At 44.0% G+C, this 14,407-nt stretch carries 14 protein-coding genes; 7 read left to right on the forward strand and 7 right to left on the reverse strand.

The features are described 5' to 3' along the window. Nucleotides 1-43: 43 nt before the first annotated feature. Genes EHO57_RS04255 through EHO57_RS04265 form a run of 3 tightly spaced genes read left to right on the forward strand, consistent with a single transcriptional unit; the run spans nt 44 to nt 2,486 of the window. On the forward strand, nt 44-571 hold the full coding sequence (locus EHO57_RS04255; protein ID WP_135646360.1) for an RNA polymerase sigma factor: 528 nt from the start codon (nt 44-46) through the stop codon (nt 569-571). After that, on the forward strand, nt 568-1,632 hold the full coding sequence (gene rsx, locus EHO57_RS04260; protein ID WP_135646359.1) for an LIMLP_03685 family anti-sigma factor: 1,065 nt from the start codon (nt 568-570) through the stop codon (nt 1,630-1,632). Before EHO57_RS04255 ends, rsx begins: the two co-directional genes overlap by 4 nt. Then, nucleotides 1,629-2,486, forward strand: a complete 858-nt coding sequence (locus EHO57_RS04265; protein WP_135646358.1) for a hypothetical protein — start codon at nt 1,629-1,631, stop codon at nt 2,484-2,486. The genes rsx and EHO57_RS04265 overlap by 4 nt, the downstream gene beginning before the upstream one ends. A gap of 95 nt (nt 2,487-2,581) precedes the next feature. On the opposite strand, the gene EHO57_RS04270 is transcribed toward EHO57_RS04265, so the two are convergent. From EHO57_RS04270 to EHO57_RS04285, 4 genes are all read right to left on the reverse strand, one after another. Next, entirely contained in the window at nt 2,582-3,505 is a 924-nt protein-coding gene (locus tag EHO57_RS04270; RefSeq protein WP_135646357.1) for a DMT family transporter, read from the reverse strand. Between the two features lie 4 nt (nt 3,506-3,509). Continuing rightward, nucleotides 3,510-5,012, reverse strand: coding sequence for a M14 family zinc carboxypeptidase (locus EHO57_RS04275; RefSeq protein WP_135646356.1), 1,503 nt, complete (start codon nt 5,010-5,012; stop codon nt 3,510-3,512). Nucleotides 5,013-5,122: 110 nt separating this feature from the next. Then, nucleotides 5,123-5,569: a DUF2147 domain-containing protein gene (locus EHO57_RS04280; RefSeq protein WP_210410049.1), complete on the reverse strand. Its 447-nt coding sequence runs from the start codon at nt 5,567-5,569 to the stop codon at nt 5,123-5,125. A gap of 59 nt (nt 5,570-5,628) precedes the next feature. After that, on the reverse strand, nt 5,629-6,078 hold the full coding sequence (locus tag EHO57_RS04285; protein WP_135646355.1) for a DUF2147 domain-containing protein: 450 nt from the start codon (nt 6,076-6,078) through the stop codon (nt 5,629-5,631). Nucleotides 6,079-6,287: 209 nt separating this feature from the next. Between EHO57_RS04285 and EHO57_RS04290 the strand changes: the two genes are divergently transcribed. The 3 genes from EHO57_RS04290 (at nt 6,288) to EHO57_RS04300 (ending at nt 10,593) form a co-directional block, all read left to right on the forward strand. Then, a complete protein-coding gene (locus EHO57_RS04290) occupies nt 6,288-7,436 on the forward strand; it encodes a hypothetical protein (RefSeq protein WP_135646354.1) in 1,149 nt (382 codons plus the stop codon). A 232-nt stretch (nt 7,437-7,668) separates the two neighbouring features. Continuing rightward, entirely contained in the window at nt 7,669-8,430 is a 762-nt protein-coding gene (locus EHO57_RS04295; protein ID WP_246050583.1) for a formylglycine-generating enzyme family protein, read from the forward strand. Nucleotides 8,431-8,499: 69 nt separating this feature from the next. Next, nucleotides 8,500-10,593, forward strand: coding sequence for a PP2C family protein-serine/threonine phosphatase (locus EHO57_RS04300; RefSeq protein ID WP_135646352.1), 2,094 nt, complete (start codon nt 8,500-8,502; stop codon nt 10,591-10,593). 49 nt (nt 10,594-10,642) lie between these two features. Here EHO57_RS04300 and EHO57_RS04305 read toward each other — a convergent pair whose 3' ends face one another. Further along, nucleotides 10,643-11,560, reverse strand: coding sequence for a hypothetical protein (locus tag EHO57_RS04305; protein ID WP_210410048.1), 918 nt, complete (start codon nt 11,558-11,560; stop codon nt 10,643-10,645). Nucleotides 11,561-11,809: 249 nt separating this feature from the next. After that, nucleotides 11,810-12,835, reverse strand: coding sequence for a radical SAM protein (locus tag EHO57_RS04310; RefSeq protein WP_167882298.1), 1,026 nt, complete (start codon nt 12,833-12,835; stop codon nt 11,810-11,812). 192 nt (nt 12,836-13,027) lie between these two features. On the opposite strand from EHO57_RS04310, the gene EHO57_RS04315 reads away from it, so the two are divergent. After that, nucleotides 13,028-13,213, forward strand: a complete 186-nt coding sequence (locus EHO57_RS04315; RefSeq protein ID WP_135646349.1) for a hypothetical protein — start codon at nt 13,028-13,030, stop codon at nt 13,211-13,213. Here EHO57_RS04315 and EHO57_RS04320 read toward each other — a convergent pair. After that, nucleotides 13,186-14,397 (reverse strand): NAD(P)/FAD-dependent oxidoreductase, encoded by a 1,212-nt coding sequence (locus EHO57_RS04320; RefSeq protein ID WP_135646348.1) that lies wholly within the window; start codon nt 14,395-14,397, stop codon nt 13,186-13,188. The two genes, EHO57_RS04315 and EHO57_RS04320, sit on opposite strands and share 28 nt — an antisense overlap. Nucleotides 14,398-14,407 lie beyond the last annotated feature (10 nt).

Consider the following 14,407-nt stretch of genomic DNA (forward strand, 5'->3'; position numbering starts at 1 on the left):
GTAGTGCATCTTACAAAGAGAATCATTCCATTCTCCTTGTAAGATGCAAGAACCAGAACATATTTCTGAAATTTACGAAAAAAGTAAAAAGGCCCTATTCGTTTATTTCTATTCGTTAACCGGCGAAAAAGAAAAAGCAGAAGACCTGATCCAGGAAGTGTTCCTAGTCTATACCGACAACCCGTCCAAATACGATCCCCGAAAAGCTTCCTTTTATACTTGGGGATCCGTAGTCGGAAGAAATCTCTACTACGGCGAACTCAGGAAGAAAAAGAGAATGTCCGTCCAAGACTCTGCAGAGATAGAGACAGTGGCTTCCGCCAACCGGGATCCCGGGTCCGAAATCGTGGACCTTTGGGAAGAGGAGCATAGGCTAAATTCTCTCTCGAACTGTATGCAATTATTGCCCGAAGAAGATAGACAACTCGTAGGGGAAAAGTTCCGAAATCAGGCCACTCTAGAGGGAATCGGTAGCATATTAGGGATTACGAAACGTTCTGTCAGTCGCAGATACGCAGATATTTTAAAAAGACTGAAGCGTTGTTTGGAGGGGAAGGGGGTTCGTTTATGAGTTCGATACAAGACAAGATCCGAAAATTCGAAACAGACCCCGATAGCTTCGACGAACTCGTTGCAGAATTTCTAATAAGTGAAAAAGAGGAGCAGGCCCAAGAATTATATGAGCTAATCATAGGTTCTAAGATCCTTAGAGCGAGATTCGAATCCTTAACAAAAATCCATAGAGGGGTCGAAAGGATCCATCACCCGATCTCTATTACTAGTAATAAATCTGCAAAATACAAAACAATTTTATATTCTGCAGCGGCAATCCTACTCTTCTCTCTCGGAGCTTATTTCTACTCGGCAAATCTCTTCTCTCCTAGTCCTTGGGAATCCGTCAAAACTCTTTCCTTCGGGGATTGCAAAGAAGAATTTCATTCCGAAGTCAGATCTCTGCGTTCCGGGAGCCATTCTCTTTGCGAGTTTTATTTCCATAGCGAAGAAAAAGGAAAGAAATTCAAACTGAGACTATTACCAAATTCTAATGTTTCCGTTTCCAGAATGTCTGATGCCTGGGAGATCAGCTTCAGATCGGGAGAGATCCTGATCGATTCGCAATTCTCATCCTTTCTCTTCGGCAAGTATCCGAAAGATGTTCATTTGAACGTATACGGACATCAGATCAAATTCCTGGGCACAAGAGTGCGAGTATATTCTTCTGAAAATTCGGAAGTAAAAGTAGAAGTCCTGGAAGGAAAGCTACAGCTGGAATCGGAGAAGAATGTTCCGGAAATTCCGATCGCACAGGGCGAAAAGGCTCTGATCTTCCTGAATGCACCTACTCTGGTACAAAAACTAAAAGAAGAAGAAGAGAAAGACTTAGTCCGTGCCTTCTCCACAGTCTCGGTAGAGTCCGAGCAGAAAGAAGGATCTAAAAAAGAGATCCCAAGTCCTGCCAAGATACTCTATCCGGAAGCCACAGAAATCCCAGGAAATCGGATCATTCTTAAAAACGGAACTATTAAGAAAGGAACAAGTCTATTACAAAAAGGAGATATTTATATTTTGATCCAAGGAGACGACATGCAGGAATTCAAGGCTTCCGAGATCAAAAGGATAGAATTCGAATGAAGAAAAGAACCTATCTCATTATCATTTTTCTTTTTTTCTGTATATTTAAATCTTCTTATGTATTCTCAGACACTGTACGTCTGAAAGACGGACGTAGCCTTACGAACGTAAAGAGCAGAATAGAGGGAAAGGTAATCGTCGTCGAAAAAGCGGATGGCTCTAGCCAATCGTATCCGATCGAATCCTTAAAGGCGATCGAACCGGGAGAAGTGAAACCGAATCCTGCCACCCAACCCTCTAAAAAAGATGCTCCTCAAACGGTTGTGGAGAAAAAGAAACAAACCGAAATTCCAACTCCTTTAGAAGAGCCTAAACAAGAAGCCGCTCAACCTCCCCCTTATACTCCTCCAAAAAGAAATATTCTCTGGGCACCTGTTCCATTCTGGTCGGGATTAAATTCGGAGCCCCAGCAAAAATGGGGAGTTCCTATGTCTTTCTTCAAAGGGATTAGTTTCTTATTTGCGATTGCCTACATGAAGCAACCCGAATCAGCCAGAACTGAAAAGGAAAAGCTAGGACAACTATTACTACTTCGAAGAGCGAATCAAACGAGCGATGAGACCTTACTTGCCTTTACTTATCTTCGATATAAGAAATTCCAAGACGAAGTATATACTCCAAGCGGTGATAAAAGTATTACAAGAGAACAATACGCAAACAGAGCCCATTTCGTCCTAGGGCTCTTTGCGGCGGCGGTTTTAATCGATGGATTCCTAACTTGGAAATATTCCTCGAATTTAAGCATTCAAGGCACGCCTGGGTCCAGCGCCAGATTGAAAGTAACGCCGACAATCGAGTATTTCGGTAGTATGCACTCTTCCGGAATAAAAGCGGAAGCAAGCTTTCTCTTTTAGCGAATAAATGAAATAGTTTCCGTTATCATAATACTCTCATTGAAGATGAAATTTGACTTATAGTGAAAAATTACAGATTCAATATGTAAAAAATCTCACGCGATACCTCTCTCTCTTCCCAAAAGTTCTGCCAGGATCACTCCGGTCAGGATCAAGCCGCATCCAAGCAAACTTGTTCCCTCCAAGGTTTCTCCCAAAGTAAAGTAGGCAAGGATCGCGGAGAAGACAGGCTCCAAGGAAAAGATCAAACCCGCTCGGGTTGGGGAGATCCCTTGCTGGTACTTGGTTTGTAAGAACGTAGTTCCTACGGAGGAGATGATCCCATTGTAAAGAAGAGCGGGCATTACCTTCTCATTCAATTGAACGAACAAGGGTTCGAACCCGCTCGAATCCAAAAGAAAGGCCAGACCAAAAGAGAATATACTCGTAACCAAAGTCTGAGAGAGAAGAAGGACATCCAGAGGACAGGACCTACTTGCCTTATCCACATAAATAATGTACAAAGAGAAGAAGAAGGCCCCGCATAAGGTCAATACGTCGCCCAACCGGAAAGATATTATAAATTTATGATCTTCGGTCCATTCAGAGGAAAGGAAGAAAAGGCCGAGCATGACTACGATGACTCCCAATAGATTTCCCGAATTCGGCGTCTTCTTCCAGAAGATAGTCTGTAGGATGGGAGTGATAACTACCAGGGTCCCAGTCAAAAATCCGGACTTGGTTGCGCTCGTGAATCTAAGACCGACCGTCTCAAAGGCGAATCCTAGGAACATCCAGAAACCTAAGAGAAATGCCAAAAAGTACATTCCCTTGTTCTCTCTTAGGTTAGGGAATTTGGATTCCTCAGAACGTTGCTTTATAAAAATATAAATTAGAAAAATAAGAGACGCTATGGCAAACCTGATCCCGATGAACAAACAGGACGAAACGGAGATCAGGCTCATTTTGGTGGCGGAAAAGGTGCCACCCCAGATCATCGTGCAAAAGATAAGAGCGAATTCGTTCCTATAACGGTTCATTATTTCATTCTGCCGGATGGATCTTTTTTAAGACCAGATCCAAGGCAACCCAGGACTTCCAAGTATTTCCTTCCCAATACAAAGTCTCGTAACCATCCTTTTGGATCCGCATCCTTATTTTCTTTAAATGAGGGAAAGTCTGAAAATAGATCCCGTCCTCTTTTCTGGAGTTCCTGGTTTCCCCATGATAGAAATGCAAGTTTTCATAGATTACGTTTGCAGACAAAGGGTGGCCCGACTCGTCTTTGATCCTTAAATACAATTTATTCCCTTCTAAGATCTCTTCCAGTACCAGGCTCCAAGCGGGGCGTAAGGATTCCATGATCTTGGGAACATCCGCATACGGAGGATTCAAATGAGAAGACTCTAACAAATAAGCAAGCGTTCCATACTTAAAGAAATAATAATCCTGGTCTACTCCATCCACTCCGTAGATATTCTTTCTTGCGGAAAACTTTCGAACAGGGTTCTTACTCTCTACGGCGCTCGCAATCCTTTCCCCCAGATCCCAAACCAGATCCGGCTCGGGATTCACCGTTCCGTCGATCGTATAAGGAACGAGTAGACAATTCGCGAACGCATGATAACTGATGGAAGCGGCAAACCTTTCCTTCTCCGCCAATGCCATCATAGCCTGGGTCTCCGGCTCCGAGCCGGGAAAGGGTCCACGATAAAAAACGCTAGATGGAACAGAAGAAGTTTGGTTGGATTTTGTCTTTCCCCATTCGAAAGGATAATTGCGATTGATATCCACTCCCAAGTGTTCCTTTTCCGAAAGAGACCCTCTTCCGTTCTTTCTCCCCATCGCCAGATTCTCATGCCAGAAAATGCGGGAGCCGTCCGGATTTACGATGGGCACAACCCAGATCTTCAACTTAGAAAGAAGGCTCGAATTCTTCCTCTTAGCGGCTAATATCTCATAGATCACATCGTAGCAATGCTCTATGGAAACTACCTCGTTGGAATGATGAGCGCAATTGAATAAGACGGAAACTTTCTTCTCATCAGGGACATGAAGGTCCGTCAAGACAATTGCCGGGATCTCCCTTCCTCGACTGGATCTACCTATGATCCGAAAAGAAGAATGATCCGGAAACAACCGACTCACCCAAAATAGATAATGGGAATTTAATACGTTGTCCTTATAACCCTTACGTATATCGCCTAACGCGAATACCGACTCGGAGAGAGCGTCCTGGTAATTCCCAGAATAATATTTAAAAGGAAGGCTTTTGGAGAGACTGATCCCTTCTCTCGGAAATCCGTATTGCTTTACTTCTTCTTTCGAAAGGACCGCATACTGAATATCCTTTTCTATATAGGAGAAAGGTACCTTGCCTTCTGTGATCCTCAGAAACTCGTCCTTTGCACCTTTTTCGATCCGGATCAAAGAATGATAAGAAGGATCGTTTAAGGGTCTTGCAGGAATAGTCTCTCTCAAGGAGCAAGAGAGTAGAAATGCTGATAAAGAAGAGAAGAAGAGTAAGAACCGAACGAAACCGGACACTGTCGTAAAGTTTTAGAAGAAGATGGAAGAAGAAAAGAAAGAATTCTTTGTAGTCTTAGAATTTCACCGGATGAGATCCCCGTGGAATTCCATCCGATGCATCATAAGATCTATTTTTTGACCCAGAACTGAGAACGGCCAATGAGAGAGAAACCCACATATCCGCGGACTTCCAATTTCTTACCGCCCTCGACGGCTTTCAAATTGCATTTGTACCAAACTCCGTCGTTCGGATCCAGAATACGTCCACCGGACCACTTGTCTCCTTCCGGACCAAGGCCTTTGATAATCACCATGCCGAGCACAGGCTTATCTTTCTCCGCTCCGTCGCATTCCGTGCAACGAGCAGGCTTTCCGTCCTTATCGTTCGGATCCACAAGGGTCAATATCTTACCGAAGATCTTTCCGCCTTGCTCGTAGATCTCGACAGTGGATTCTTCTTTTCCGTTATCGCTGAATGTTCTCCAAACTCCAGTAACAGGAGCCGGATCGGCGGACAATCCTACATACGCGAAAAGAAATAAAATGGATAAAATAGACAGTCTGATTCTCTTCACGAATCACCTCTTATACATTGAAATGAAACGGGGAAGATCTCCCCGTTCGGATCGCATGATTATTTCTTCAGCCAGGTTTGGGTTCTTCCAATTAGGGCGAATCCGATAAACCCGCGAACGTTTAATTTCGCACCGCCGTCTACGGCTTTTAATTTACATTTATATGTTTTACCGTTGTTCGGATCCATGATGGTTCCTCCGGTATATTCGTCACCGTCAGCGCTCAAGCCTTTGATGATGACTAGACCGACAACAGGTTTGTCCTTATCTGCACCTTCACATTTGGTACAAACTTTAGGTTTACCGTCTTTGTCGTTTGGTTCTCTTAAGCTTGCGATCTTACCATAGATCTTTCCGCCTTGCTCATAGAGCTCCACTGTGGACTTCTCTTGCTTATCTTCGTCATCAATGGTCTTCCATTTTCCGACTACTGGAGCTGGATCTGCAAACGCCGATTCACCCACTAAGAAAGCCGCCAAAACGACAAATAGAACGAGTGATTTTCTCATCTTAGATTAACCTCTTAACGTTTCTGTTGAAATCGGTTATATTTCGCGCGAATTAGAAGCAAGCAAGCAACTTTCTAGAATAGGCTTTTTTTGCTAAAAAAACTAGGTTCTGGTGCATCTAAATTGGGATTTTCCGTAAAATAAAGCACGTCAGATAGGTTAATATAAGTAGAACTCCAGAGATTTTCTGTAATTTTGGACGTAACCCTATGCTTTCCAGGACCTATTTCCTTCCTATCTCCCTCATATTAGCGATCGGTTTATTGGCTCTGTCTTGCACGAATAAGAGCAAGAATTCCGATCAGGATAACAAACTTGCACTAGGCCTCTTAATCCAGAACGATAAGGTAGGAGAAGCATTGACCTCCGCATTCGATCCGGTCTCCGGTTCTATGGAAGGGTTAAGCGGGGAAGGAGCTTCTACCGCTCTCTACAGGACCAAGCCGGCATTCGGCGAAGAGGTCGCTTATACATTCTATAAACTTTGGCAGAAGGGACCGAGCCTAGGGGAATTACAGGCGTACAATATCTCTTTCGATTGCCTGGGTGGAGGAGATTACCAAAGACAGGTGTACTCCACCGATACGAACGCATACGATTTCATTGATTACTTCCTGAACGGAAATCATCCTTCTTCTTCTTTCTTCGCTTCTAAGGATTTTCAGAATTGCAAATTCCTACCGTTCACAAGTTGGAAAATCGACGGAGTCTCTGAGAATATTTGGAGCGGATTATCTTCTTCTTCTCCTTTCGTGCAGAACGGAACTGTCTTAAAGATCGGGATCAATAGGACCATAGAAAATTCTTCTAGGGGAATAAGTTACAAAGTCACAGGCTCCGGTTCCGCTCTCACCTACGGCGCGGGATCCCCTACTACAAATCTGGCTTACACTCTTACTTGGAATAATATACTTACGGGACAGATGTCCGGAATTTCTTCTTACTCTCAGGATGTCTCCGTCTTGAGAGAAGCTTACTCCGGCGCGGACCTAGTCTACTCTCATGCGATTACTACTCCAAGCTCCTTGCAGTACGGAGCGGATAAGAGCGACTCGAATCCTCTTTCCTGGTACAGACTCTGGAGTGCGGGCAGCATCCAAGTCCAACATGTCGAAGAGAATTTTACTCTCTTGGTATCGGTCACTTCTCCTGTGAAATGGAAATACGTGGATTGCCTTCCTAAGTCGGGAGAAGTTTCCTTTACTCTGAGCGGAAGTTTAACCGGCTCAGGGGTCATGAGTTTCAGCAACGGATCCGGGCATTATACATACAGTGTAACGGATGCGGACGGAAATTCTTCCTCAGGAAACGGATCAGTGGACTTTTCTTCCTGCGCTGTGCCACTCATTCTTCTTTAGTCCGAACGAAGAATTCAAAAAATAGAATGCATAACTCGCGAATTTTTCTCTTGCAGAAGTAAGAGTAGGCAAGAAATATCTGGAGAAGGTGCATTCTTTTCTCCGCCAAATGAATTCTTTTCGTCCGATTCATTTCACATTCCTAATCCTATCTCTCGCATTCTTACTCGCACCTCATCTATTAGGAGCCCCCGATCCTAAAAAGCCCTGTTTCGGAAAAAGGATCAAGGGAATGCAATGCATTCCCGCAGGAGAATTCATTCGCGGAAGCAATAAGCACGATGCGGACGAAATGCCGGAGCAGAAGATCTATATCAGCGACTTCTTCATGGATCTGTACGAGGTCACAAACGAGGACTTCAGCAAATGTATAGAAGACGGATCCTGTAAGGAATGTCTCTACAACGGGACCTGCGATACCATAGGTCCAGCGTACGGAGAAATTTATTTAAAACCGAAACAGCCTGTGCTCGGAGTGAGTTGGTATACTGCCAAAGAATATTGCGAATGGGCAGGCAAAAGACTCCCCACGGAAGCGGAATGGGAAAAGGCGGCCCGAGGTCCCAAAGGAAATCTGTACCCTTGGGGAAATAAGACCGCAAATTGCAGACTAGCAGTCATAGAGGAAGGCAATCGGAAAGGTTGCGTTTCCCGAAAATTAGATCCTCCTAATTTAATGCCCACCGCTCCTGTAGGTTCCCGACCGGCAGGAATGTACGGACTATTCGATATGGCGGGAAATTCCTGGGAATGGGTACAGGATTGGTATTCGGAAAGTTATGCGGCATGCGGAGATTCCTGTAGAGGAAAAGATCCAAAGGGGCCTTGCAATGGAGAAGAACCCTGTCCCGGTTTTACCAGAAAGATCCTAAAGGGGGGCTCTTGGTGGTGGCCTGCCGAATACGCAAGGGGTTCCAAAAGAAGGTCCCATGTCCCTCAGAATTTCCCGGAATACCACCATTTCGGATTTCGTTGCGCTAAAGATCCAGGCTAGTAAAAAGCTTTACCAACTCGAGGCAGTTTCGGAAAAAATTATGTAAGAGCTCAAAAGGGCTCATGCGAAATGAAAACGAAACTTAATTTGAAACGGACAGTTTCTGGACCGTTGCTATTCCTTTGTGGAATAGCGCTTTGCCTACGCATAGAGGCCCAGGAACCTAAAACACTTACCACAAAATGGGACCCCGCTCACGGGCCCTACGAACTCTCGGACTGGGTCTTTACCCAATTGCCAGTAGGTTCTCCTTTAACCAAGGCATTCGCCTTCGAAAAATTCCAAGACCCGGATCTAAACGAACTCGGATCAAGTTCGGCGAATATCCCGATCCTAAGTCCCTCGAGGATCGGAGACCTGGATCGCTTCGACAAGGATCTCACCTACGTATTCCTACATTCGGTCACAAAGAAGAAAGAAGACGAAGATATATTACTTTCCGCTTATATACCTTTTTGTCCCTCTAGATGTTTTTTTAGCGTACAATCCAAAGGACCTAATCAAACCATCGTTCCTTCCGAACTCAAAGAGTCCGCTAAACCAAGGATCGTACCGATCGCTTCTCAAAGCGAAGAGGTCATTCTCGCACTTTCCCTATTCGCCTTCGAAGGTCCGAGGAGCATTCTGGGAAATCCGATCATAGGGACGGTCTCGGAGATCCAAACAGTCTATCTATTAAAGGCCTTGCGTGTATTGCTCTTCAGCGTACTAGAGCTATTCTCTTTCGTATTCTTTGCCTTCATATACATACGAAGAAGAACAGATAAGTTCAATCTTTCCTTCGCTCTTCTCAATCTCTCTATGGCAATCTGGTATCCGTCCTATGAAGGATGGACCCAGTACTTGGTGGATTCTCCCTGGATCTGGGTCATTTTCGGTTACTCCTTAGGCGCCTTCTTGCCCATACTCTTTTACGAGTTCACGATCGGTATCTTCCAAGCCAAAGCAGGTAAACTCGGAAGATTTCTACAGTTCCTTTTTATCCTACTTACGATCTGGCCCACTTTAGAATATTCGATCATAGGAGGACATCCTTACTTCGGAAAATACGCATTTCAAACTTTTCTAATAGTGTTGGTCTTCTTTTATGGGAACACTCTCTATATTTTCTACAGATACAGGAGATCCAGTATCCTATCTTATCCCTGGGTTGTTTCCGGGCTTATTCTAGTTGCAGTGTCTTCTTTCTATACTGTCTTAAGTTTTGCGGGATTTAGCAAGTCCCAGCCTTGGGTAAACGAAAGCTTTCTTGGACTTACCTTATTATTCAGTCTGGCATTAGCCAAAAGATACGCCGAAGTATTCCGAGCTCTGGAAAAATCCCAACTCAAGTTGAAATTATTGAACGAATCCCTGGAATCCAAGGTAGTAGAGAGGACCAGGATCATAGAATTACAAAAAGCAGAGCTGGTACAGAAAGGAAGGATCCTAGAAAAGGATCTATCCATCGCTGGAAAAATACAAAATGCATTATTGCCTCGAGAACTTCCTGTCATTTCGAACGCAAGCATCTCCTATAGATACCTACCCATGATGGAAGTAGGAGGAGATCTGTTGGACGCATTGTACGATCCAAAAACGAATTGCCTGGGAATGTTTATCGGAGATGTAACCGGACACGGGGTATCCGCAGCCTTACTCGCTTCCATGCTCAAGATGACATTGGGCGAATGGTCAAAAAGATTAGCGGATCCTTCTTCCCTTCTGTTGCATATCAGAGAACAATTCGAAGGAAAGTTAGACGGTCATTTTATCACAGCGACCCTGGTCACGCTGGATCTGAATAGCGGACAGGCATTGATCGCAAACGCAGGCCATCCGGAATGTCTGATTCTAAGAAAGAAAGGAAAAGTCGAATTTTACAGACCGAAGGGAGTCGCGATCTACGAAGCATTCCCCACTACTTACCAAACGGAAGCAGTAGAACTTTTTCCGGGAGATAAGATCGTTCTTTATACGGATGGGATCCCAGATTCCAGAAATTCAGAAGGAGAATTTTTCGGAGAGGATCGACTGGCGAATATTCTCGAGAAAAATTCCGAAGCCTCTCCGGAAACACTTTGCGATTTCGTAATGAAGGGAGTGCAATCTTTTCAGGGAGAATCCCAACTGCAAGACGATATGGCCTTATTGGTGGTGGAGTTTTCAGGAAAATCGGAATAGAAAGTCGGAACCAAGCCCAGGATCGATCACTCGTTCCGACGCGACGATCTCAGGCGGGGCTTGGTTCGGAGATCATCAGAGACTTTAAGGATTCTGAATATTCTGTGAGATGCAATTCGTCGGCCATTCTCGCAGAATCGCTTAAGTAAGAATTTACTAGATCCGAGACCTGCTTTTCCAGTTGAATGTCTTGGAAGAAGCGGATAATCTCCTCTTTCTTTTCGCTTCCCCACTCCGATCGTTTGCCTTCGGGAAGAAAATAGGTCATGGAGGAAATCTCCTCATTCTCCAGATCTTCTTGCAGATCCTGATAATCGTCCAAAAGCCTCCAGGATATCCCGAAAGATTCATACATCTTTAGCACAACCTCGGCCTGGTCCTTGGAAAAATAAGAACGAGAGAGCAAGTACGGCTGCAGGGACCAGGTCGCCATTTGGGATCTAAATCTGGTTAGGTGAGCTTCTAAATTTTCCAAGAGAGAGGAATCATTGATCGTCTTGAAATACCTATCTATAAATTCATCTAAAATGGAGACTCCGCCATGGATCTCTTTACCGAATAATTTACTAGCTTGGGCGTACCTGGTCCAAGCTTCGGTTCTCAACTGCAGTATGGTATGATTGGCTTTCAAAGAACCGTCCGAAAGATGGTCGTCTAAAGAATGCAATAAGAGAGCACAAGAATGGGATTCTAGCAAAAGAGTCAGCCAAGAGTCCTCCCAAGGAAGCGCTTGGGCAGATTCGTTTATCCAATATAGGATAGAATAACTTGGCCCATAGTATCTCCTGAGAAAATCAAAGCCTCCAATCAGACTGCTTTCTGAGTATTTGTATAGAAAGAGTACAGCTTCCGTTCGTAAGGAAGTAGGCAACCCATAACAAAGGCTTAAAGTAGAACGATTCAATAGTTTACAGAAATCTTTTTCCTCATCCGAGGAATCCTTGCTTCCGAACTCTAGCCTTTGCATGACCACACTATGAACAAATTTCTTTTTTTTACCATTTCTTTCCACTTTTAAAGAAAATTTTTGTTATAAGTAAGTTGCAAAAAATGGAATATGAAAAATGGGAAAGATCCTATTTTGGAATTTTACATTCCGGCAATATGCTCGCATTCAAATCTCTGCATACGATCGTTTACGGAGCCGATATGCACATGATTATGTCCCGAAATAAGAGATCCAAGCCCATTAGAGAGAATTAGACCAATTTATACGTTATACACGCTCTATTGACAGCTCTCCTTCTAACAATCGAAGAACTCTCTTGCAATACAGCCCTTCCACATGATCCATATACGGCAAGGAAGGACGGGGATTTCTCGCCTCTCTGCATTTATTAAAAAAACTGCATGTGGGACAAACGGAATCGTCGTTCCGAGTTCTATACAGGTAGGTTTCCGACCTCAAGATCTCCTGAAATACTCCCGGCTTAAAATATCCGTATTCAGCCCTCGAAGAATGGGAATTTGTAATCTTTTCATCTACTAAGACCACGAACCGACCTTCCCCTTCTATATTGGGAGAATACGGAAGATGAGGAAGACCGATCTCTCGCGCCACCACATTCGATAAAGAATTATCTAATATATTCATGGGATATCCATAAAGAGACAAGAGAGAGGCGCTTCGAACCATCGTCACAAAGTCCTCCGGACTCAGCAGATCCTCACTTACATCATAATCGTCGTCCTCTACCCGATGCAATTGGATCAGGGTCAATCGATTCAATTTAGGAAAACGAGAAAAAAGAGAATGAGCGAACTCAGGCAAGAGGGGAAGGAGACGTTTGCCCACCACAGCGAATATCTCAACGGAAAGCCCGAATTCTTGAGCCGTTTGTAGGCCGAGGATCGCCGCTTGATAGCTCCCCTCTCCTCTGGAAGAATCATGGATCTCCTCGTTCCCATTCAAACTAATGGTAAGGCTGATCCTATCCCCATAAGAAGCGACCTTTGCACAAAACTCACGCGTTAGATGCCCTCCGTGAGTATTAAAGAAAAGACTTTTGTAGCCGATCCCAAATGCAAAATCAACCAGCGAAAAGAAATCCTTCCAGAGAGTGACCTCTCCTCCAGTCAAATGAAGCCTTTGGAAGCCTGCCAAAACACCTTCAGTAGCGATCAGTTTCGCTTTTTCTAGAGAGATGCTATACTTGCTCTCTAAGGCGGCTAACGCAAAGCAATGATCGCAACGAAGATCGCATTTTGTAGTCAGCTCTATGGTTAGCCATTGAAGGTTCAATTTTAATTTAAAAAGGTTCCCGGAATTTTGAATATCTGAAACTATATAAAAGAAATAGTTTAGAATTTAAAGGGTTATTAAAGTTAGTTTACCTTTGGCTTCAAGATAAAAATATGTCAAATATTCAATTTTTTCTTGATATGGTTTATCAAGAGAACATAATCTTTGGCTAATCTTTGTAAGGTGAAAGATTTGAGAACATTTATAGATTTCATTCAATCAGAACATGCAAACAATACCCAATTCATGAGCGTTGTTCAAAATTTAGACCCCGAATCCATGAAAGCATGGTTCGAGTATAACGGATATGAAGTCTCCAGTTGGGAATGTGCTCGGGTAATCGAAACGTATCAATCCGAGTCTGAATTCGCTGTCTGAAAGATCCTACCTACGAATAGTTTCATTAGGTCTATAATTTTAAAGTTTCCTAATATAATTTTAGATAGATCCGTATCGTATCTCTCCGATCTTTTTCCAAACAAGAAACCGAAGATCTGTTTTCTGAAAAAATAGTATTTCATTCCCTCCTTTCTCCTCAATTCCATTCGAATATTCTTCTCGCAAACTTCCTGATAATATTCGCCGAGGGACAGGTCCGCACGATTAGATCGAAAGGCTCGAATAATGTCTTCCGCTACGAGCGCTCCAGACTCCAATGCTAGATCGATCCCATCTCCGGTGATCGGATCCACCAAACCGGCGGCATCGCCGCATAGAAAGGCGCGATCCAAATACAAAGGACCCCTGCCGACTCTCATGGGGATATAATGACCTTTCGGTTCCGATTCCCAAATCCCACCCTGAAGCTCAGATCTCAATATGGGATTTTCCAAGAGAGAATTCCAAAACGTGAAAGGCTGAAATTCCCCTTTCGCTTCCAGACCGCAGGGAAAGCCAAATCCCACGTTTGCTCGACCCCCAGGCAAAGGAAAGATCCAGGCATAACCGGGAAATATATTTCTTTGGTAGATAAAATAATAACTATGAGGAAAAGAAAGATGCACATCTCGAATATAGGCCCGCATTGCAAATGACTTGCTTGCCTTCTCCCGTTTACGTCCAAAAACCGAAGAGGCAACCTGAGAATGGATCCCGTCCGCGCCGATCAATATACGAAACGTCTCCTCTCCCTTAGAGTGGATCGCTCGGAAGCCATGCGAAGTGGGAAGGATCTCCTGTACAGGTCTTCCTTCAACCACCTCAGCTCCAGCTTCTTTCGCTTTTTGTAAAAGAGTATGATCTAGATTCTTACGCGGGATCACTTGGAACGAATTCCCAAATAAGTTTGGTGGAAGAAGTAAATTTCTTTTTTCCCCGTTCCAATCGAAGAGTGCGATATCCGAAATCGACTGATGTTCCGGGAAAACGTCCCCTTCTTTGATCCCCATCCTGAAAAGAGTGTAGAATGCCTTGGCAGATACCGCGTCACCACAGGTTTTCTCCCTAGGAAAGAAGGCTTTGTCCCAAAGAGTGACCGACATACCTGCCTTTGCGAGGAAATAAGCGGCTGACGCACCGGCCGGACCACCACCTATGACTAAAATACGCTCTGAATTTTTCATAATGTTCTTT

The organism is Leptospira langatensis (assembly GCF_004770615.1).
Classification (GTDB): domain Bacteria; phylum Spirochaetota; class Leptospiria; order Leptospirales; family Leptospiraceae; genus Leptospira_B; species Leptospira_B langatensis.

Excerpts from the sequence above, each read along its gene's own strand:
- EHO57_RS04255 (WP_135646360.1), top strand. The coding sequence starts at position 44 with ATGCAAGAACCAGAACATATTTCTGAAATTTACGAAAAAAGTAAAAAG.
- rsx (WP_135646359.1), top strand. The coding sequence starts at position 568 with ATGAGTTCGATACAAGACAAGATCCGAAAATTCGAAACAGACCCCGAT.
- EHO57_RS04265 (WP_135646358.1), top strand. The coding sequence starts at position 1,629 with ATGAAGAAAAGAACCTATCTCATTATCATTTTTCTTTTTTTCTGTATA.
- EHO57_RS04270 (WP_135646357.1), bottom strand. The coding sequence starts at position 3,505 with ATGAACCGTTATAGGAACGAATTCGCTCTTATCTTTTGCACGATGATC.
- EHO57_RS04285 (WP_135646355.1), bottom strand. The coding sequence starts at position 6,078 with ATGAGAAAATCACTCGTTCTATTTGTCGTTTTGGCGGCTTTCTTAGTG.
- EHO57_RS04290 (WP_135646354.1), top strand. The coding sequence starts at position 6,288 with ATGCTTTCCAGGACCTATTTCCTTCCTATCTCCCTCATATTAGCGATC.
- EHO57_RS04295 (WP_246050583.1), top strand. The coding sequence starts at position 7,669 with ATGCAATGCATTCCCGCAGGAGAATTCATTCGCGGAAGCAATAAGCAC.
- EHO57_RS04300 (WP_135646352.1), top strand. The coding sequence starts at position 8,500 with ATGAAAACGAAACTTAATTTGAAACGGACAGTTTCTGGACCGTTGCTA.
- EHO57_RS04305 (WP_210410048.1), bottom strand. The coding sequence starts at position 11,560 with ATGCAAAGGCTAGAGTTCGGAAGCAAGGATTCCTCGGATGAGGAAAAA.
- EHO57_RS04320 (WP_135646348.1), bottom strand. The coding sequence starts at position 14,397 with ATGAAAAATTCAGAGCGTATTTTAGTCATAGGTGGTGGTCCGGCCGGT.